Here is a 19479-nt window from a genome sequence, read left to right as displayed (position 1 = left end):
TGCGGTTGCCGGTGCCGGTGCCGTTGCCGGTGCCGGGTCGGCCGGATCAGCCGAGCGGGCCGCCCAGCCCGATCAACCGGCCGACCAGGTACGTCACCACGGCCGCCGCCACACCCAGCAGCAGCTGCCGGGTGCCGCTGATCCACCACGGTCGGCTGGTGAACCGGGCGACCAGCGCACCGGCCACGAACAGACCCAACGCGCCGACACCGAGGGCCAGCCAGAGGTTGGTGAAGCCGAGCAGATACGTCAGCAGCGGCACCAGGGCGCCGACGGAGAAGCAGACCGTCGACAGGATCGCCGCCGTCCACGGGCTGGGCTGCTCGTCCGGATCGACCCCGAGTTCCTCGCGTACGTGCACCCGCAGCGCCTCTTCGGGGTTGCTCCGCAACGCCGTGGCGACCTGCTCGGCGAGATGCCGGGGCAGCCCGCGCTCGACCCAGGCGTCGGCCAGCTCCTGTGCCTCCGCCTCCGGGTGCCGTTCCAGCTCGCGGCGCTCCTTGGCCACCTCGGCGGCCAGTTGCTCGTTCTGCGAACGGACGCTGGTGTACTCGCCGAGTCCCATCGAGATCGCTCCGGCGACCAGGCCGGCGACGCCGGTCAGCACGATGGTGCGCGGGGCGATGCCGCCGCCGCCGACTCCCGCGATCAGTGCGATGTTGGTGACCAGGCCGTCCATCGCGCCGAAGACGGCGGGACGCAGCCAACCGCCGGAGACGTCGGCGTGGTGGTCCTCTCGCAGTGCGGCCGGGGATTCCGTCATGGCAGGGTGAGGATTTCGTGCCCGTCCTCGGTGACCAGGATCGTGTGCTCGAACTGGGCGGTCCACCGCCGGTCCTTGGTCACCACGGTCCAGCCGTCGGCCCACATGTCGTACTCGTGCGTGCCGAGGGTGATCATCGGTTCGATGGTGAAGGTCATCCCCGGTTCCATCAGGTCGGTGGGTCGGGGGCTGTCGTAGTGCGGCACGTAGAGCCCGCTGTGGAAGGCCTCGCCGATGCCGTGGCCGGTGAAGTCGCGCACCACGCCGTAGCCGAACCGGCGGGCGTACGACTCGATCACCCGGCCGATGACGTTGATCTGCCGGCCGGGGGCGACCGCCCGGATGCCCCGCATCATGGCCTCGTGGGTCCGCTCCACCAGCAGCCGGTTGGATTCCGTCACCTCGCCCACGCAGAAGGTGGCGTCGGTGTCGCCGTGCACGCCGTCGACAAAGGCGGTGACGTCGACGTTGATGATGTCGCCGTCCTCCAGCAGCGTCGAGTCGGGGATGCCGTGGCAGATGACCTCGTTCAGGCTGGTGCAGCACGACTTGGGGAAGCCCCGGTAGCCGAGGGTCGACGGGTAGGCGCCCTGGTCGACGAGGAACTCGTGCACCACCCGGTCGATCTCGTCGGTGCTGACCCCCGGCTTGCAGTGCTCACCGGCGAGCTGCGTCGCCTGCGCGGCGATCCGCCCGGCGACCCGCATCTTCTCGATCGTCTCGGCCGTCTGCACGTGCGACCCGCGCCACTCCTTGGGCCGCTTCTTGCCGACGTACTCGGGTCGGGCGATCTGGGGTGGCACCGGCCGCCACGGGGACAGGGTGCCTGGGGTGAGTGGCGCACGGACGTTCATGCGTCCAGCCTATCGCCGGGGTCCCTGGCGCTCACCGCGCCGTGACTGCCGCCACGAGGGGTTCCGGGGTGGCGCGTTCCCGCCGCGCCACCGGCCCGGTCGGGCCCCGCTCAGGAGGACAACCGCCGCCAGAAGGTGACCTCGGTGCCCTCGGCGGTACGGCTCACGCTGAGCTCGCCGAGCGCGCGGATCAGCTCCAGTCCCCGGCCCCGGAATCCGGGATCGTGCGCCTCCCGCCACTGCCCGCTGTCCCGTACGGTCGCCACCACCGTGCCGTCGACCACGGCCACCTCGACGGTGATCGTCCGGTCGGCCGGCGCCACGGGGTGCTCGATCGCGTTCGCCGCCGCCTCGGAGACCGCGACGACGAGGTCGAAAAGATCTTCCTCTCCGACCTGGTGGTCGGAGAGGAACTCCAGCAGCCGCTGGCGCAGTGCGCTCAGTTTGGTCGGGTCGGCCGGCAGGCGCAGCGCGAACCGGTTGGGGGCGGTCTCCGCGAGTGCCAGGATGGCGACCTGTTCGGCCCTCGGTCGGTGGGGTGCCTGCACGAATCGCACCTGGACCAGCTCCTCTATCTCCTCCTCGGCCGGTCCGACCGGGATCGCCGCGACCGGCCGGGGTGAGTCCCGGGCCGGGCGGAACGGAAAGATCATGTCTGACGGCGGCTCGGCACGGACGGGTGCCGGGGTGGCTGACCGCAGCGGCGCCCTGGTGGGTGCCCGCGCGGGGACGGCGCTGTGGAACAGCAGCCGGGCGCCGGCCGCCAGCCGGGTGTCGACCGTGTCGTACCGGGCGTCGGGCCGGTCCCCGATCGCCGGGCCGAGCGGCCGCCGGTGCAGCAGGTCGATCCGGCCGTCGGAGCCGAGGCACAGCGGCGACGGGTGTCCCGCGCTGGCGTAGCAGAGCCGGCCGGTACGCGGCTCGAACCGGAGGCAGAGCACGATCGCGTCCGACTCGCGCAGCGCGTTGGCGAACTGCCGGTTGAGCCGGGTGAGGGCGGTGCCGGGGTTGACTCCGGCGAGCAGGTCCGCCAGCAGTGCCGTACGCAGCTGCCCCATCACCGCGACGGCCGACATCCCCGCCCCGAGTACGTCCCCGACCACCACCACCAGATCGCCGTCGACGGCCGTGACGGCGTCGTACCACTCGCCGCCGCCGGTGGCCGTGCCAGCGACGCCGGTGGCGCCGACCGTGGCGGTGTCGGCGGTGACGCCGGCTGCCGGGTCGGTGTCGGTGGGGAGTTCGCGCGTCCCGTGCACCGGACCGGCATGCTGCCGGCTGCCGTCTTCTGCCGGGCCCGAGCTCATCTCGCCTCCTGCTCCCGCCGGTGCGGAGTGCCGTTGCGCCCTCTCACCGTGTCCGCCCAGTACCCGATCGGACCAGCGCCGTAACGCTTTGATCGAGGTCAGTTGGGTGGCGTGGCGGACCACACACCGACAGTGACCATGACCGGAGCGATCGGGCCATCGAGCGGAGCGGCCGGCAGGACAGAGTCGGGCAGCGGGACGACGCGGACGGGACCGGGTGGGTGCGTGGACGCCGGACCGGTTCGATAAACGGTTGCCGCATCAGCCCGAGCGGACGCATCCTCATGGAGGTGCCGGCGCCGCGGGACGAACGGCGGTCGCACCGGTTGCCCGCCCCGACGGGAGCGGGCCCGACCGACCGGATTTCCACCGTGAGCGCGTGCGGCGCGAGCGTCGGTGGCGGTCCGGCCGACAGCTGATCGACCGGAGGCGGTAACACCCGCCTCCGACCGGGGCCGGACCTTCGGCCCGCCGGGTCCTCGGACGGCCCGGCGTACGCGACGGCGCGGGACGTGGTCACCTCTCTCACCCGTACGGCATTCGCCGTGCCAACGCCCGCCCCGCGCCGTCGCCCCTCTCCCCGCCGCGCCTCCGCTCGACGCTCAGACCACGGCCAGGCCGATCACCCAGGTGAGCGCGATGGCGAGGGCGACGCTCAACTCGACCAGCATGGCCAGGCCGAACGCCTTGAGCGCGTCCTTGGTGGACGGCCAGGCCAGCCGGTTGTCACCCAGCCGGAGCCGTTCGGCCAGCCACACCCCGAGCACGAACCCGAGGACCAGGCCCACCACCGGTACGACGAAGAAGCCGACCAGTCCGAGCACCCCGCCGGCCAGCAGGGTGCTGTTCGGCACCCCGGTCCGTTTCAGGTTCCGGCCCGGCCAGGCGTACTTGATGATGGTCCCGACCAGGGTCAGCGCGGTGACGATGCCGAGCACCACCCACCGGCCCCAGCCGCCGTCGTCGAAGATCGCCCAGAGCAGTACGCCGCCCCAGCAGAGCGGCAGGGCCGGCAGCACGGGCATGAGCACGCCGATGATGCCGGTCAGGATGGCCAGTCCACTCAGGAACGTGACCAGCGAGTCGGTGTCCGTCAGATCCACCCGGTCAGCCTGCCCTACCCGGAGCGGATTCGCGTAGTCGTGCGGTGATCTCGTCCGCCGCGACCGGTGCCCCGAAATACCGGCCCTGCCCGGTGTCGCAGGTCAGCGCCCGTAGCCGGTCGGCCTGTCCGGCGGTCTCCACCGCCTCGGCGGTCACCGACAGGCCCAGCGCGTGCGCCAACCGGACCAGCGCGTCCACGATCCGTTCGTCGACCAGGGCGAGCGGGTCGCCGGTCCGGATCCCCTCGACGAACGGGGCGGCGAGCTTGAGCGTGTGGAACGGCAGCCGCCGCAGGTACGCCAGGTTCGAGTAGCCGGTGCCGAAGTCGTCGATGGCCAGCCGTACGCCGAGCGCGGCGAGCCGGCGCAGCGACCGTACCGGCTCGCCGCCGGTGGCCATCACCGCGCTCTCGGTGATCTCCAGTTGCAGCAGCTCGGGCGGGAGCCCGGTCTCGGTCAGCACGTCGGCGACCATGTCGACCACGCCGGGATCGTTCGCCTGCCGTACGGCCAGGTTGACGCTGACCACGAGGTGGGCGTCGGGGAACTCGCGCCGCCAGCGGCTGCCGTACGCGCACGCCTGGTGCAGCACCCAGCGGCCGAGCCGGATGATCAACCCGGTCTCCTCGGCCAGCCCGATGAACTGGTCCGGACCGAGCAGTCCCAGCTCCGGATGCCGCCACCGGACCAGCGCCTCGACCGCCCGGGTCGACCCGTCGGCCAGGCAGACGATCGGCTGGTAGTCGACGGTGAACTCGCCCCGCTCCAGCGCTGCCGGCAGCGCCGCGGCGAGGCCGGCGCGGGCGTTGTCGCGGGCACCGCGCTCGGGGTCGTAGACCGCCCACCGCCCCCGGCCGTCCGCCTTCGCCCAGTAGAGGGTGGTGTCCGCGGCCTTCATCAGGTCGGCCGGGCAGGTACCGGCGAGCGGGCCCTCGACCAGGCCGATGCTGGCCGACACCTCTAGCTGCTGGTCGCCGACCAGTACCGGGCGGGCGACGGTGGCCAGGGCGATCTCCGCCACCTCGGTCACCTCCGGCGCGCCGCTGCTCCCCTCGACCAGGATGACGAACTCGTCGCCGCCCATCCGGGCCACCAGGTGTCCACGGGCGGCGACGGAGTCGGCGAGCCGGCGGGCGACCACGACCAGCAGCCGGTCGCCGAGGTCGTGCCCGAGGCTGTCGTTGATCGACTTGAAGCCGTCGAGGTCGAGGAAGCAGAGGCCGACCCGGTCGGTCGGTTCACCGTCGGCGAAGACCGCCGCCAGCCGGTCGAAGAAGAGGGTACGGTTCGGCAGCCCGGTCAGCGGGTCGTGCAGCGCCTGGAAGCGCAGCCGCTGCTGGAGCTCGTACCGTTCGGTGATGTCCTCGACCATGGCCACGATGAACCGGGGCCGGCCGTCGTCGTGCCGGATCAGGGAGAGCGCGAGGTCGGTCCGGACGACGTCGCCGTCGCGGCGGTGGTAGCGCTTCTCCACCCTGGCCGTCTCCCGCTTGCCCTCGACCAGTTCCCGGTAGAGCTCACCGAGCGGCCCCACGTCCTCGGAGTGGCAGAGCCCGGTCACGTCGATGTCGCGCAGTTCGGCGACGGAGTAGCCGAGCATCTCGGCGAACGCCTGGTTGACGTCGATGATCCGGCCGGCGGTGTCGGTGATGCCGATGCCCAGCGCCGCACCGCTGAAGACCGCCCGGAACCGCGCCTCGCTGGCCCGCAGCGCCCGTTCGGACTCGTCCCGGGCCTGCCACGCCGAGCGGCTGATCCGTTCCTGCTGGCTGAAGGTCAGCTCGCGCAGCGCACGGGCGAACCCGGCCGCCAGGCTGCCCTGCAACTGGATGATCCGGTGCCGTACGGACGGGGTGTCGGACCGGTCGGGCAGCACCGAGGCGGCGAACCCGGTGCCGAGTGCGCGCACCGACCAGTCGAGCATGGCCGGGTCGGTGAGGTGTGCCCCGACCAGGGCCCGGCCGACGTCGTCCGCCGGGTCGGCGCTGAACGGTTCGGCGAGCAGGGCCTGGGCGAGACGTACGGCGTGCACTGTCAGCAGGCGTTGGGTCTCCGCCGCGCTCATCGGTACGAAGCCGAGCCGGGTGACGGCCTCGGCCCACTGCTGTGCGTACCGGTGCACACCGGCCCGGCTGAACTCCTCGCCGCCGGCGGGTGGAACGGGGGCCGGCACGACTAGCCGCCGAGGGGGCCGGCGGGGGCCGCCCGCCGCCCGGCACCGCCGCCCGCCGGTCCACTGTCCACGATGGAGGGCGTTACCTCCGGGCGATCTTCGTCAGGCAGTTGCATCGTCCGCCTCAGCTCGTCCCGCCGACGGTTGGCCGGCTCGGTGAGCCATCGAGCATACGCGTGCCGACCGGCTCGCGGCTCCGCCGCAAGGCGTCCCGGCCACGCCGATCGGGGACTCGCGCCCACCCACCGGCGTCGATGCCCCGATCACCCGAGACGAACTAGTCGACCGACTCCAGCATCAGCGCGATGCCCTGACCGACCCCGATGCACATGGTGCACAGCGCCCGCCGCGCCTGGCGGTGGCCCAGTTCGAGCGCGGCCGTCAACGCCAGCCGGGCGCCGCTGGCGCCCAGCGGGTGCCCCAGCGCGATGGCGCCGCCGTTCGGGTTGACGTGCTCGGCGTCCTCCGGCAGGCCCAGCTCGCGCAGGACGGCCACCGCCTGCGCGGCGAACGCCTCGTTCAGCTCCACCAGGTCCACGTCGCCGATGCCGACGCCGAGCCGGCCGAGCAGGCGGTTGGTGGCCGGCACCGGCCCCATCCCCATCACCCTCGGCGGCACCCCGGCGGCGGCCGACCCGGTGATCCGGGCCAGCGGCGTGAGGTCGTGGCGGCGTACCGCCTCGGCGCTGGCGACCAGCACCGCGGCGGCGCCGTCGTTGACCCCGGAGGAGTTGCCGGCGGTCACGGTGCCGCCGTCGCGGAACGGCGTGGGCAGGGCCGCGAGCCGGTCCAGCGAGGTTTCCCTCGGATGCTCGTCGAGGGCCACCAGCCGGGTCTCCCGGCGGCCGGCCGGCACCTCGATCGGCGCGATCTCCTCGGCCAGCCGGCCGCTGGCCTGCGCGCGGGCGGCCCGCTGCTGGGAGCGGAACGCGAACGCGTCCTGGGCGGCCCGGTCGACGCCGTACTCGGCGGCGACGTTCTCCGCCGTCTCCGGCATGGCGTCGGTGCCGAAGTCGCGTTCCATCAGCGGGTTCACGAACCGCCAGCCGAGGGTGGTGTCGTGGATCTCGGCCGCGCGGGAGAACGGTGTGGTCGCCTTCGGCAGGACGAACGGCGCCCGGCTCATGCTCTCCACCCCGCCGGCCACTATCAGGTCGGCCTGGCCGGCGATGATCGCGTGGGCGGCGATGCCGACCGCGTCCAGCCCGGAGCCGCAGAGCCGGTTGACCGTGGTCCCCGGCACGCCCTCGGGCAGCCCGGCCAGCAGGGTCGCCATCCGGGCCACGTTGCGGTTGTCCTCACCGGCCTGGTTGGCGCAGCCCAGCACCACGTCGTCGACCGCCGCCCAGTCCACCGTCCGGTGGCGGGCCACCAGTTCCCGGATCACGTGCGCCGCGAGGTCGTCCGGACGTACGCCGGCCAGCGCGCCGGCGTACCGGCCGATCGGGGTACGGACGCCGGAGACGAGGTATGCCGCTGTCACGCCGGCAGCATAGCCAGTACGGGTCAGGTCCGACCCCGCCGGCTGCCCTTACCGGGGTTCGGCGCGGCGACGCGCGGTCCCGGCGTACCGGACCGGCACCGGGAGCCCGAGCGGGCAAGATAGTTTGTCCCCATGCGCCGGACCCTGGTCGCTCGCGGCGCCGCCGCCTGCCTGCTGACCGGAGTGGTCGTGGTGACCCTCGCCGTGGTCGCCGGTCCGACCTCCCCGCTGACCGGGTACGTCAGCGAGGCCGGTGTCGGCTCCAGCGGGTACGCGACCGCGTACCGGATCGGGATCTTCTCGGTGGCGGTCGGCCTGCTCCTGCTCGCCGCGGCCCTGCCCCCGACGCTGCGGCCGGCGGCGGCCCTGCTGGCGGTCGGTGCGGCCGGTACCGGGTTGTCCGCCTCGGTCTCCTGCACCGCTGGTTGTCCGCTGCCGCCGTTCGAGCCGACCACCACCCCCGACCTGGTGCACGGCAGCGGCAGCATCCTCGCGGTCGCCTGCGTCGTCTTCGCGATGCTGGCGGTCGCCTGGTCCGACACGGGCGTGCCGGTGCTGCGCCGGCTCGGTCTGGTCGGTGCCTCGTTGGCGCTGCCACTGTCGGTGACGATCGGGCTGGCCATGCTCACCGTCGGTCGGGGCGCGCTGGTCGGCTCGGTCGAACGGGCGCTGCTGCTGGTCATCGCGCTCTGGGCGATCGCCAGTGCGCTGGCGGCGGGCTTCGACCGGCGCGACCTGTCGGCTCGCCGCCCGGCCGGCTCCGCCGCCGGCAACCGGGAGTGACCGGCCGACTCAGCCGCTAGCCCCGGCCGGTGGTGCGCCGACCGCGTCGGGAGAGCGAGTCGAGGATGACGGCGGCGAGCAGCACCCCGGCGGTGATCATGAAGCGCACCGACGAGTTCAGCTGGAGCAGGAACATGCCCGAGGTGATCGAGCCGAGCACCAGGCTGCCGAGCAGCGCGCCGTAGGTCGAACCCCGGCCGCCGAAGAGGCTCACCCCGCCGATGACGGCGGCGGCGATGGCGATCAGCAGGGTGTCGGCGGCCCCGGTGGACTGGCCGGCGGCGAAGCCGCGCGAGGCGGTCAGCACGCCACCGAAGGCGGCGAAGGCGGAGGCGAGCGCGAACACCGAGATCCGGATCAGCGAGACGTTGATGCCGGCGCGCCGGGCGGCCTCGACGTTGCCGCCGACCGCGAAGATGCTCCGCCCGTAGCGGGTCCGGCGCAGCACCAGGTCGACGATGACCACCAACCCGACAAAGATCAACAACGCCACCGGTACGCCCTGCCAGGCGTTGAGCACCCCCACGGCGGCGAAGATCAGTACGCCCAGCCCCACCACCCGCAACAGCGAGCCGAGTACGCCCCGACTCGGCAACCCGGCCGCGATCCGGCGCCGACTGTCCACCAGCACCGCGAGGGCGTACACGACCAGCGCCGCCGCGCCGATCACCCAGCCGGAGACGCTGTCCAGGTTGGTGTGGGTCAGCCCGCCGATGAACCCGGTGTACGGGAGGTTGATCGTCCCCTCCGGGCTGAGCAGGTAGAGCTGGAGCCCCTGCCAGCCGATGTTCCCGGAGAGGGTGACGATGAACGCGGGCACCCCGAGCCGGGCGAAGATGCTGCCCTGGAAGATGCCGATCGCGATGCCGAAGATGATCGCGACGACCATCGCGGCCACGCCGCCCCAACTGTTGCGCACACTCAGTACGGCCAGCAGCGCGGCGGCCACCCCGGCCACCGAACCGACCGACAGGTCGATCTCGCCCAGCAACAGGACCAGCACGATGCCGACACTGATCGTGCCCGTGGCGGCGATCTGCAGGGCCAGGTTGGTCAGGTTCTGCGGGCTGAGGAAGGCGTCGTTGAGCGACTGGAAGACCGCCCAGATGATGATCAGGCCGATGACCACCGGCCAGGCGCCCAGTTCCCCGCCGCGCAACCGCCGCCGCAGCGCGTCCACCGGGCCGCTCGCGCCCCGGTCGGCCGGATGCTGGAGGCCGTCACCGGCGGGCGGTTCCGGGCTCGTGGTCGCCGTACTCATGCCGAGACCTCCCGCCGTGTCACGTCCGCTCCTCCGGGTCCGGGGAGTGGGCACCACCGGCCGGGCCGCCGGAGGTCGGGCCACCGGAGGTCGGGCCACCGGCCGGGGCGCCTCCGGTCGTACCGCCGGAAGTTGGGCCACCGGCCGGGCGGTCCGGCGGGGCGTCGGGCACCGGTCCACCGGCCGGGCCGCCGACGACCGGGCCGCCGCCCGGGCCACCGGGACCGGCGGCCGGACCGGCAGCGGGGCCGGCCGGGTCACCGGCGGCGGCCGGGCCGGCCAGGCCACCGCCGCCGCTCTCGGCCGAACGGGCCCGTCGCCGGGTGACCGCGTTGTCCAGTGCCCCGGTGATCGCCTGGACGATCTCCTCCTGGCTGGTCCGCCGCTGGTCGAAGACTCCGGCGTTGCGGCCGAGCCGCAGCACCACCACCCGGTCGGCGACCGCCTTGACGTCGGCCAGGTTGTGGCTGATGAGCAGGACACCGAGACCCCGTTGCCGGAGTCGTTCGATCAGGTCCAGCACCTCGGCGGTCTGGGCGACGCCGAGGGCGGCGGTGGGCTCGTCGAGCAGCACCAGTTTCGGTTCGCCGAGCAGCGACCGGGCGATGGCCACCGACTGTCGCTGTCCGCCGGAGAGGCCGGCGGCCGGCAGCCGTACGGAGGGGATCTTCACCGAGAGGCTGACCAGCAGTTCCCGGGCCCGGCGTTCCATCCCGATCTCGTCGATCACGAAGCTGCGGGTCAGTTCGCGGCCGAGGAAGAGGTTGGCGACGACGTCGAGGTTGTCGCAGAGGGCGAGATCCTGGTAGACGGTGGCGATGCCCAGCGCGGTGGCGTCGCTCGGCTTGCCGATCTGGGCCGGCCGCCCCTCCCAGCGGATCTCGCCGTTGTCGGCGGGGTTCACCCCGGCGATCACCTTGATCAGCGTCGACTTGCCCGCGCCGTTGTCGCCGACCAGCGCGACCACCTCGCCGGAATAGACCTCCAGCGACACGTCGGCGAGCGCCTCGACCGCGCCGAACCGTTTGGAGATGCCCGACAGCGCGAGCACCGGTGTGTCGGCCACCGTCCCCACCCCCGTTTCAGATCACGACCCGCCTGTGGACGATCAGGAAATGCCGGTACGGGGTCAGGAGATGCCGGCGGAGGCGCACGGTCCGGCGAACGCGCCGGCACAGATCTGCGCGACGGTGTAGAAGCCGTCCTTGATCACCGTGTCCTTGATGTTGCCCTTGGTCACGGCCACCGGCTCCAGCAGCACCGACGCGACGTCCTTGGTCCCGTTGTTGCGCATGGTGGTCGACTGGGCGGTGAAGTCCTGCCCGGTCGCGGCGTCGATCGCCATCTGCCCGGCGATGTCCGCCTCCGGCTTGATCGACTTGAAGACCGTCATGAACTGGTCGCCGGAGACGATCCGCTGGACCCCGGCGAGTTCGGCGTCCTGCCCGGTGACCGGGGGCAGCGGCGTACCGAAGCCGGCGCCCTTCATCGAGGCGATCGCACCGCCGGCCATGCCGTCGTTCGCGGCGTAGACCCCGATCACCCGGTCCCGCCCGATGGCGGTGATCGCCTGGTCCATCTCCTGCTGGGCCCGGTCCGGGGACCAGTCCGGGGTGTCGAACTCGTTGCCGATGTTGACCTTCCCGTCCAGTACGGAGTGGGCGCCGGCCTTGAAGTCGGCCGCGTTCGGGTCGGTCGGCGAGCCGTTGATCATCACGATGTCGCCGCGCTTCGGGTTCTGCCCGTTCGCGCTCAACTGGTCCAGCAGCGCCTGCCCCTGCACCATGCCCACCCGGCGGTTGTCGTACGAGACGTAGAAGCTGACCGGGCCGGAGGCGAGCCGGTCGTACGCGACCACCGGCACCTTCTGCGACTGGGCGTTGCTGACGATCGCACCGGCGGCCTTGGCGTCGACCGCGTCGAGGATCATCACCTTGATCCCCTGGGTGAGCATCGCCTCGGCCTGCGACTGCTGCTTGGCCGGATCCTGGTCGGCGTTCTGGTAGAGGACCTGGCACTTCGGACACAACTCGGCGAGCTTGGCCTGGATCAGCGGGCGGTCGAAGGTCTCGTAGCGGGTGGTCTTCGACTCCGGCAGCAGCAGGCCGATCTTGAAGCCGTCGGCGACCTTCACGTTGCTGGAGGTCGTGCCGCTGCCGCCGCCGTTGTCGTTGTTCCCGCCGCATCCGGCAGCCGCCGCCGCGAGCCCGGCCACGAGCAACGCGCTGGTGACGCGCACGGTGGCGCGGAGTCTCGTTGACACGTCTACCTCCTGCTAGCCGACCCCGCTGCCGTGGAACCGCCACAGCGGATTCACATTTGCCCTGGTTGTCAGCTTGGCGGAAGTAAGCAGTGTTTGGAGCTGGTTTGCCACATCAGCGCTTGTTCAGAACAGGATGGTGGCGAACGTGCCGACCGGCTGGAAACCGCAGCGCTCGTAGACCCGGCGGGCCGGCACGTTGTAGTCGTTGACGTAGAGCGAGACCGACGGCGCGACCCGGGTCAGCGCGTCGGAGACCACCGCCGCCATGGCGGCCGCGGCGATCCCCCGGCCGCGCCAGCCCGGCGCGACCCAGACCCCCTGGATCTGCGCTGTGCGCCGGGTCACCACCGCGAGTTCGGCCTTGAAGACCACCTGGCCGTCGACGAACCGGGCGTACGCCCGACGGGCCCGGACCAGGTCGGCCACCCGACGGCGGTAGCTGCGCCCACCGTCCTCGATCAACGGCGACACGCCCACCTCCTCGGTGTACATCGCCACCGCCGCCGGGAAGAGCAGGTCGACCTCGGCCGGGCGGACCGGACGCACGTCCGGGTCGGCCGCGATCGCCGGTGCCGCCCCGGTCGCCAGCAACGGCTGGTTCGGGCGTACGTCACGGGCCGGGCCCCAGTGCGCGGAAAGCTGGTCCCAGAGGCCGAGCACCTCGTCGGCCCGCCCGACGATCGAGGAGCAGAACCGCTCCTCGGTGGCGAGCAGCTCGGCGAACGCGGTGATCGCGGACGGGGTGGCGCGTACCGGTGTGAGCTGGCCGCCGACCCAGCAGAGCGACTCGATCTCGCGGCCGGCGCCGTAGCCGTAGACCCGGCCGTCCGCCCGCCACCAGGACAGTCCGTGCGCGGAGATCCGCTCGGCCACCTGCGCAGCCGCGTACGGGTCGAGGTCGAGCAGCCGTTCGACCGCCCCCCGCTCAGCCTCACCGAGTTGCCGTACCGGAACCATCAGCACACCTACCAGCGTGCCAGATGAGTGACCGGCGGGACGGGGCGACGTCGGTGCCGGTCACCCATCGGGCGCGCTCCGACCGGGCTAGCCGACGGCGACCGGTCGCGCCGCCGGTACGGCCGGCCGGTTCCCGGCGGCCCACCGGACCACCGCCGGCTGCGCCGCCCCGAGCAGTGCGAAGAGTACGGCCAGCACCAGCCAGCCGGGGGCACCCCAGCCGACCGCGAGCGTGGTCACCAGGACCGGTGCCAGCATGCCGCCGAGTTGCATCCCCATCCCGTAGGCGCCCTGGTACTGGCCCTGGGCGTGGGCCGGCGCCAGCCCGAACGAGATGCCCCAGCCGGCGGCGGAGTGCCACAGTTCGCCGACCACGTGCACCAGCGCCCCGGCCACCAGCAGACCGACCGCCACCGGGGTCGACACCCCGCCACTGGCGGCGTAGAGCAGGCAGGCGACACCGATGGCGACCCCGGCCCGACGGGCGGCGCGGGCGGCCCCGGTCAGCTGCTCGGTGCCGCGCGAGGCGCGTACCTGAAAGAGCACGATCACGGTGGTGTTCACCAGCAGCAGCACCGAGATCAGCCAGCGCGGTGCGTGGGTGTGCTGGGCGATCCAGAGCGGCAGGGCGATGTTGAGCAGACCGAAGTGCATCGACATCAGCCCGTCCAGCACCGTGAAGGCCAGGAACGGGCGGTCCCGCAGCGCGATCAGGCGTGGCCCGTGACCCGGTCCGCGTACCGGCGGGATCGGCGCCATCGGGATCAGGATGAGAGCGGCGACGGCGAAGCTGGCCGCGTTGATCCCGATCAGCGTCACGTACGCGGCCCTGGTGTCGGCGGCGAGTCCCACGCCGGCCAGCACGGTGCCGGCCGAGATGCCGAGATTGGTGGTGGCCCGCAGGTAGGCGCGGGTGCGTACGCGCTGGTCGGGCGGGACCGAACCGGCGATCATGGCGCCCCGCGCACCCCGGAAGGCGGCGTCGGCGAGCGCGGTGACGATCCCGACCAGGAGGAACTGCGGAAAGGACCGGACCGCGATCAGCGCGGCGGTCAGCCCGGCCGAGGCGAGCAGGCCGGAAAACTGGATGCCGCGCGGCCCGAACCGGTCGGCGAGGTAACCCATCGGGGCGCTCGCCACCAGGCTGACCAGCGCGGTCAGGGTGAGGCCGAGGCCGACCTGGGCCACGCTCAGTCCGACCGAGCGGGTCAGGAACAGCGCGCTCGCGGTCAGCCAGATCCCCCGTCCGACCGTCTGGACCAGGGTGGAGACGGCGAGGATCCGGGCCGCTCCGGGCTCGGGCAACAGGCGTTCCGGCAGAAGTCGCATCACTCCACCCAACCGTACGACCGTACGGTTTGTCGCCCCGATATTGCCCGCCGCACCTCCGAAGGGTTGCAGCCGATGCGTTGGCGATATATCGTCGACACATCAGCGATAGTCACAGGAGGAGTCAGATGAGTTTCCACCGAAGGTTCCACGCGATGCACGAGGAGTCCCGGATGCGCGGCGGCGGCTTCGGCTTCCCGCCGTTCTCCCCCGGCGGCCACGGACACCCCGGCCGGGGACGCGGTCGCGGGCGGGGACGCCGGCCGAACGTGCGCGGCGCCGTACTGGCCCTGCTCACCGAGCGGCCGATGCACGGCTACGAGATGATCCAGGAGCTCGACCAGCGCACCGGCGGTGCCTGGCGACCGAGCCCCGGTTCGATCTACCCCACCCTGCAACTCCTGGAGGACGAGGGCCTCATCGTCGCCGCGGCGGCCGAGGCCGGTGGCGGGCGCAAGCGGTTCAGCCTCACCGAGGCCGGTCAGCCCGAGGCTGCCGAGGCGGCACAGACCCCACCCTGGGAAGAGTTCGCCCCCGACACCGTCAACAGCTGGCAGGAAATGCGCGACGCCGGCTTCCAGGCGATGAACGCGCTGCGCCAGGTGATGATCAACGGCACCGACGACCAACGCGAACGCGCCGCCCAGGTCCTCGAAGAAACCCGCCGCAAGCTCTACGCCATCCTCGCCGAATCCGAGTGACCCCCACACCTACCCCGAAACAGAAAGGGCATCCCCACCACGAGGGGATGCCCTTTCTCAGCACCAGGGTTTGTCGGCGGCCTGCCCACGGCGGGATCAAGCCTGACCGCCCAGAGTGGGCAGGTCGCCGACAAACCACCTAGTGAACAGTTACGGTCGGCCCGACGATCAGGTCCCGCAGATCCTCGGGCAACTCCGCCCCCATCTCGTCCGCCAACCGCAGCGCCTCTTCGATCAGCGTCTCGACGATCTGCGCCTCGGGCACCGTCTTGACCACCTGGCCGCGTACGAAGATCTGGCCCTTGCCGTTGCCCGACGCGACGCCGAGGTCGGCCTCCCGCGCCTCGCCCGGTCCGTTCACCACGCAGCCCATGACGGCCACCCGCAGCGGCACCGGCAGCCCTTCCAGACCGGCGGTGACCTCCTCGGCCAGCTTGTAGACGTCGACCTGGGCCCGACCGCAGGACGGGCAGGAGACGATCTCCAGGCCACGCTCGCGCAGGCCCAGTGACTCCAGGATCTGGTTGCCGACCTTGATCTCCTCGACCGGCGGCGCGGAGAGCGAGACCCGGATCGTGTCCCCGATCCCCTCGGCCAGCAGCGCGCCGAAGGCGACCGCCGACTTGATGGTGCCCTGGAACGCCGGACCGGCCTCGGTCACGCCCAGGTGCAGCGGGTAGTCACACTGCTGCGCGAGCTGCCGGTACGCGCGGATCATGACGACCGGGTCGTTGTGCTTGACCGAGATCTTGATGTCCCGGAAGCCGTGCTCCTCGAAGAGCGAGCATTCCCAGAGCGCCGACTCGACCAGCGCCTCGGCGGTGGCCTTGCCGTACTTGGCGAGCAGCCGCTTGTCCAGCGAGCCGGCGTTCACGCCGATCCGGATCGGCACCCTGGCCGCCTGCGCGGCACGGGCGATCTCGGCCACCTTGTCGTCGAACTGCCGGATGTTGCCCGGGTTCACCCGGACCGCCGCGCAGCCCGCGTCGATCGCGGCGAAGACGTACTTCGGCTGGAAGTGGATGTCCGCGATCACCGGGATCTGGGATTTCCTGGCGATCGCCGGCAACGCCTCGACGTCGTCCTGCGACGGCACGGCGACCCGGACGATCTGGCAGCCGGAGGCGGTCAGCTCGGCGATCTGCTGCAACGTGGCGTTCACGTCGGAGGTCAGGGTCGTGGTCATCGACTGCACCGAGACCGGGGCACCGCCGCCGACCGGCACGGAACCGACCATGATCTGGCGGCTGGTCCGCCGGGGTGCGAGCGGCGGCGGCGGTACGGCCGGCATACCGAGACTGACAGCGGTCACAGGACACTCACCTTGAGAAAAGCGTGATCGGATTTACCACGTCCGCGGTGACGGTGAGCAGCGTGAATGCCCCACCGATCAGGATCACCACGTACGTTACGGGCATCAACTTCAGGTAGTCGACGCGCCCTGGGTCAGGACGGCCCAGCCGGGCGAAGATCCAGGTACGGACCCGCTCGAACCAGGCGATGGCGATGTGGCCGCCGTCCAACGGCAGCAGCGGCAGCAGGTTGAAGATGCCGACGAAGAAGTTCAACGAGATGAACACCAGGACGAGCACCTCCCAGGCGTCGTTGGCGACCGCCTCGCCACCGAGCCGGCTCGCCCCGACCACACTGATCGGTGTGTCCGCGTCCCGCTCACCGCCGGTGATCGCGGTCCACAGCGCCGGGATCTTCTCCGGGATCCGCTGCAACGCGTGCACGGTGCCGACCGCCATCTGACCGGTGTAGTCGGCGGTCGCGCCGAAGGCGTCGATCGGGCTGTAGGTGATCATGCCGGGGGTCTGGATGCTGAGTCCGACGCCGAGCGCGGAGACCGGGGAGACCGGTCCGGCGGCGTCGTCCAGCGGCGGGCGCTGCACCGAGGCGAGCTTCACCTCGGCCTGCTGGGTGGCGCCGTCGCGCAGGAAGTCGACCTTCGCCGGTGCGTCGGCCGGCGTACGGCGGACCACGTCGAGCACGTCGCCCCAGGTGGAGACGGCGGTGCCGTTGACCGCGGTGATCCGGTCACCGGTACGCAGTTGTGCCTGCGCGGCCGGGCTCGGCGGGTCGCTCGGCGTGCAGGCCCGCTGCACGTTCTCCACCACGACACAGTCGGCCAGGGCGATGACGGCCGGCTGCTGCCGGGCCTGCTCCTCCGTGGTCGGGAAGTCGGGGTTGGGCAGGCCCATGAAGACCGCCGCGAACCAGAGCGCCACGATCGCGAGCAGGAAGTGGGTGATCGAACCCGCGGACATCACGACGGTGCGCTTCCACACCGGGAACCGCCACATCGCCCGAGGCTCGTCGGCCGGGTCGACGTCGTCGTCCTGGGGGGTCATCCCGACGATCTTGCAGAAGCCGCCGAGCGGGATCGCCTTGAGTCCGTACTCGGTCTCGCCCCGGCGGAAGGACCAGACGGTGGGTCCGAAGCCCACGAAGTAGCGGGTGACCTTCATCCCGAAGCTCTTGGCCGTCAACATGTGTCCGGCCTCATGCAAGCTCACCGAGATGAGGATCCCGAGGGCAACCACCACGACCCCGAGCAGGTACAGCATCAAGCTCCCTTCACCGACATCTCGATGATCTTCTGAGCGTGCTCGCGCGCCCAGCTCTCCGCCGCGAGCACCTCCTCGACGGTACCCGGTTCGGGCAGTTCCGGAGCCGCCTCCAGAACCCGCTCCAGTGTGTCGACGATGCCGAGGAACGGTAGCCGACCCGCCACGAAGGCAGCCACGCACTCCTCGTTGGCCGCGTTGTAGATGGCCGGTCTGCCCCGACCGGTCACGCCGGCCTGCTTCGCCAGCCGGACCGCCGGGAAGGCGTCGTCGTCCAGCGGCTCGAAATCCCAGCGGTGCCCGGCGGTCCAGTCGACTGCGGCGGCGGCCTCGGGCACCCGGTCCGGCCAGCCCAGGGCGAGCGCGATCGGCAGCCGCATGTCCGGCGGGCTGGCCTGGGCGATGGTGGAGCCGTCGACGAACTCGACCATCGAGTGGATCACCGACTGCGGGTGCACCATCACCTCGATGTCGGCGTACGGGACGTCGAACAGCTCGTGCGCCTCGATCACCTCCAGCGCCTTGTTCACCAGCGTGGCGCTGTTGATCGTGACCACCGGGCCCATGTTCCAGGTCGGGTGGGCCAGCGCCTGCTCGGGTGTGACCCCGGTCAACTCGGCCCGCCGACGGCCCCGGAACGCGCCACCGCTGGCGGTGAGCACCAGCCGCCGCACCTCCGACCGGTCGCCCGAGCGCAGGCACTGGGCCAGCGCCGAGTGCTCCGAGTCGACCGGCACGATCTGGCCCGGCCGCTGCACCGCACTCCGTACGATCGAGCCACCCGCCACCAGCGACTCCTTGTTCGCCAGCGCGAGCGTACGACCGGCGCGCAGCGCGGCCAGGGTGGGTGCCAGACCGAGCGAGCCGACCACGCCGTTGAGGACGACGTCGGCCGACCACTGCGCCAGCTCGGTCATGGCCGACGGGCCGGCCAGGATCTTGGGGATGCGGAAGCCACCACTCGGGTAGCCGCGCTTGGCGGCCTCGGCGTAGAAGGCGAGTTGCAGGTCCTGGGCGGCCGACGCCTTGGCCACCCCGACCGCCTCGACCTTCAGTTCGAGTGCCTGGGCCGCCAGTTGCGCCACGTTGCCGCCACCGGCCCCGATGGCGACCACCCGGAAGCGGTCCGGATTGCGCCGGGCGATGTCGATGGCCTGGGTTCCGATTGACCCGGTCGAGCCGAGCAGCACGATCTCACGGGGAACGGTCACCCGGACATTCTCGCTGAACCGCACCGACCACCGCACATCGCGCCGTACACCCTGTCACTGACCTGCCGTCGACCTCTGCCGAGCGGCCCACCGCGACGCGCCGGACACGTCTGCGAACACGGGTACTACGGCGAAACCGGACGACGCAGGACGAAGGCTTCGAGTTCCTCGCCGCCGTACCAGTCGGTCCGCCGGCCGATCGGGGTCATGCCCAGCCGCCGGGCGACCGCCATGGAGGCGTTGTTACCCGGCTGCACCACCGCGTAGATCTCCGACGCCCCGCCGGCGAACCCGCGTTCGACCGCGCCCCGGGCGGCCTCGGTGGCGAAGCCCTGCCCCTGCGAGTCCGGGTGCAGGTGCCAGCCCACCTCGACGTTCGTGGTGGGGATCGACTCGTCGAGGCCGGGCAGGAGCTTGAGCAGCACCGTGCCGGCGACCTGGCCGGTGTCCCGGCGCTGGAGCGCCCAGGTGCCGTACCGGCCGGCGTGGTCGGCGTGCCGGGCGTGCCAGCGCCGTACCACCGCGACCGCCTGCGCGGGATCGGTGAGCGGGAGTCCGGACGATGCCCCGAGCCAGCGGGTGACCTCCTCCAGAGAGTAGATCTGGAAGAGCCGCTCCAGGTCGCCCGGCTCCTCGGTCCAGCTCCGGACGATCAGCCGCTCGGTCTCGAAACCCGTCATGGCCCGCGATCCTAGACCAGTCCGGACACCCGTCGCGATCG

General features: G+C 71.9%; 16 protein-coding genes and 1 pseudogene. 2 read left to right on the top strand and 15 right to left on the bottom strand.

Annotation, left to right across the window (positions count from 1 at the left end; genetic code table 11):
* Positions 1 to 46 precede the first annotated feature (46 nt).
* The 6 genes from ACZ6QQ_RS05945 to pcaF all read right to left on the bottom strand — a co-directional run bounded on the left by ACZ6QQ_RS05945 (position 47) and on the right by pcaF (position 7683).
* A complete protein-coding gene (locus ACZ6QQ_RS05945; protein WP_465874717.1) occupies positions 47 to 763 on the bottom strand; it encodes a VIT1/CCC1 transporter family protein in 717 nt (238 codons plus the stop codon).
* Complete coding sequence (map, locus tag ACZ6QQ_RS05940) at positions 760 to 1617, bottom strand: type I methionyl aminopeptidase (protein WP_465874716.1); 858 nt, start codon at positions 1615 to 1617, stop codon at positions 760 to 762. The genes ACZ6QQ_RS05945 and map overlap by 4 nt, the downstream gene beginning before the upstream one ends.
* 110 nt (positions 1618 to 1727) lie before the next feature.
* A complete protein-coding gene (locus ACZ6QQ_RS05935) occupies positions 1728 to 2924 on the bottom strand; it encodes an ATP-binding SpoIIE family protein phosphatase (protein ID WP_465874715.1) in 1197 nt (398 codons plus the stop codon).
* A gap of 602 nt (positions 2925 to 3526) precedes the next feature.
* Entirely contained in the window at positions 3527 to 4027 is a 501-nt protein-coding gene (locus tag ACZ6QQ_RS05930) for a DUF456 domain-containing protein (protein ID WP_465874714.1), read from the bottom strand.
* A 4-nt stretch (positions 4028 to 4031) separates the two neighbouring features.
* Positions 4032 to 6200 carry a putative bifunctional diguanylate cyclase/phosphodiesterase gene (locus tag ACZ6QQ_RS05925; protein WP_465874713.1) on the bottom strand — a complete coding sequence of 723 codons (2169 nt, stop codon included), beginning with the start codon at positions 6198 to 6200 and terminating at the stop codon, positions 4032 to 4034.
* Positions 6201 to 6477: 277 nt separating this feature from the next.
* Positions 6478 to 7683 carry a 3-oxoadipyl-CoA thiolase gene (gene pcaF, locus ACZ6QQ_RS05920; protein WP_465874712.1) on the bottom strand — a complete coding sequence of 402 codons (1206 nt, stop codon included), beginning with the start codon at positions 7681 to 7683 and terminating at the stop codon, positions 6478 to 6480.
* A gap of 132 nt (positions 7684 to 7815) precedes the next feature.
* Between pcaF and ACZ6QQ_RS05915 the strand changes: the two genes are divergently transcribed.
* Complete coding sequence (locus ACZ6QQ_RS05915) at positions 7816 to 8466, top strand: DUF998 domain-containing protein (RefSeq protein ID WP_465874711.1); 651 nt, start codon at positions 7816 to 7818, stop codon at positions 8464 to 8466.
* A gap of 16 nt (positions 8467 to 8482) precedes the next feature.
* Here the strand turns inward: ACZ6QQ_RS05915 and ACZ6QQ_RS05910 are convergent, their stop codons facing one another.
* From ACZ6QQ_RS05910 to ACZ6QQ_RS05890, 5 genes and pseudogenes are all read right to left on the bottom strand, one after another.
* Positions 8483 to 9727, bottom strand: a complete 1245-nt coding sequence (locus ACZ6QQ_RS05910) for a sugar ABC transporter permease (protein WP_465874710.1) — start codon at positions 9725 to 9727, stop codon at positions 8483 to 8485.
* Positions 9728 to 9953: 226 nt separating this feature from the next.
* A pseudogene (locus ACZ6QQ_RS05905) lies at positions 9954 to 10793 on the bottom strand (ATP-binding cassette domain-containing protein); the annotation flags it as partial.
* Between the two features lie 63 nt (positions 10794 to 10856).
* Positions 10857 to 11990: a sugar ABC transporter substrate-binding protein gene (locus tag ACZ6QQ_RS05900; RefSeq protein ID WP_465874709.1), complete on the bottom strand. Its 1134-nt coding sequence runs from the start codon at positions 11988 to 11990 to the stop codon at positions 10857 to 10859.
* 123 nt (positions 11991 to 12113) lie between these two features.
* A complete protein-coding gene (locus ACZ6QQ_RS05895) occupies positions 12114 to 12953 on the bottom strand; it encodes a GNAT family N-acetyltransferase (RefSeq protein ID WP_465874708.1) in 840 nt (279 codons plus the stop codon).
* 81 nt (positions 12954 to 13034) lie between these two features.
* A complete protein-coding gene (locus ACZ6QQ_RS05890) occupies positions 13035 to 14276 on the bottom strand; it encodes an MFS transporter (protein ID WP_465874707.1) in 1242 nt (413 codons plus the stop codon).
* Positions 14277 to 14404: 128 nt separating this feature from the next.
* On the opposite strand from ACZ6QQ_RS05890, the gene ACZ6QQ_RS05885 reads away from it, so the two are divergent.
* Complete coding sequence (locus ACZ6QQ_RS05885) at positions 14405 to 14977, top strand: PadR family transcriptional regulator (RefSeq protein ID WP_465874706.1); 573 nt, start codon at positions 14405 to 14407, stop codon at positions 14975 to 14977.
* 139 nt (positions 14978 to 15116) lie between these two features.
* On the opposite strand, the gene ispG is transcribed toward ACZ6QQ_RS05885, so the two are convergent.
* From ispG to ACZ6QQ_RS05865, 4 genes are all read right to left on the bottom strand, one after another.
* Positions 15117 to 16289: a flavodoxin-dependent (E)-4-hydroxy-3-methylbut-2-enyl-diphosphate synthase gene (gene ispG, locus ACZ6QQ_RS05880; RefSeq protein WP_465874705.1), complete on the bottom strand. Its 1173-nt coding sequence runs from the start codon at positions 16287 to 16289 to the stop codon at positions 15117 to 15119.
* Between the two features lie 7 nt (positions 16290 to 16296).
* A complete protein-coding gene (locus ACZ6QQ_RS05875) occupies positions 16297 to 17547 on the bottom strand; it encodes a M50 family metallopeptidase (protein ID WP_465874704.1) in 1251 nt (416 codons plus the stop codon).
* Positions 17547 to 18758: a 1-deoxy-D-xylulose-5-phosphate reductoisomerase gene (dxr, locus tag ACZ6QQ_RS05870; RefSeq protein WP_465874703.1), complete on the bottom strand. Its 1212-nt coding sequence runs from the start codon at positions 18756 to 18758 to the stop codon at positions 17547 to 17549. Before dxr ends, ACZ6QQ_RS05875 begins: the two co-directional genes overlap by 1 nt.
* Before the next feature lie 125 nt (positions 18759 to 18883).
* The gene (locus ACZ6QQ_RS05865) at positions 18884 to 19438 is read right to left on the bottom strand and encodes a GNAT family N-acetyltransferase (RefSeq protein WP_465874702.1); all 555 of its coding nucleotides are present in this window, start codon (positions 19436 to 19438) and stop codon (positions 18884 to 18886) included.
* Between the last annotated feature and the right edge of the window lie 41 nt (positions 19439 to 19479).

The sequence above is a fragment of the Micromonospora sp. NPDC049529 genome, assembly GCF_055586685.1.
The sequence above is the reverse complement of the archived record's forward strand: the minus strand, read 5'-3'. Positions and strand labels throughout refer to the sequence as shown.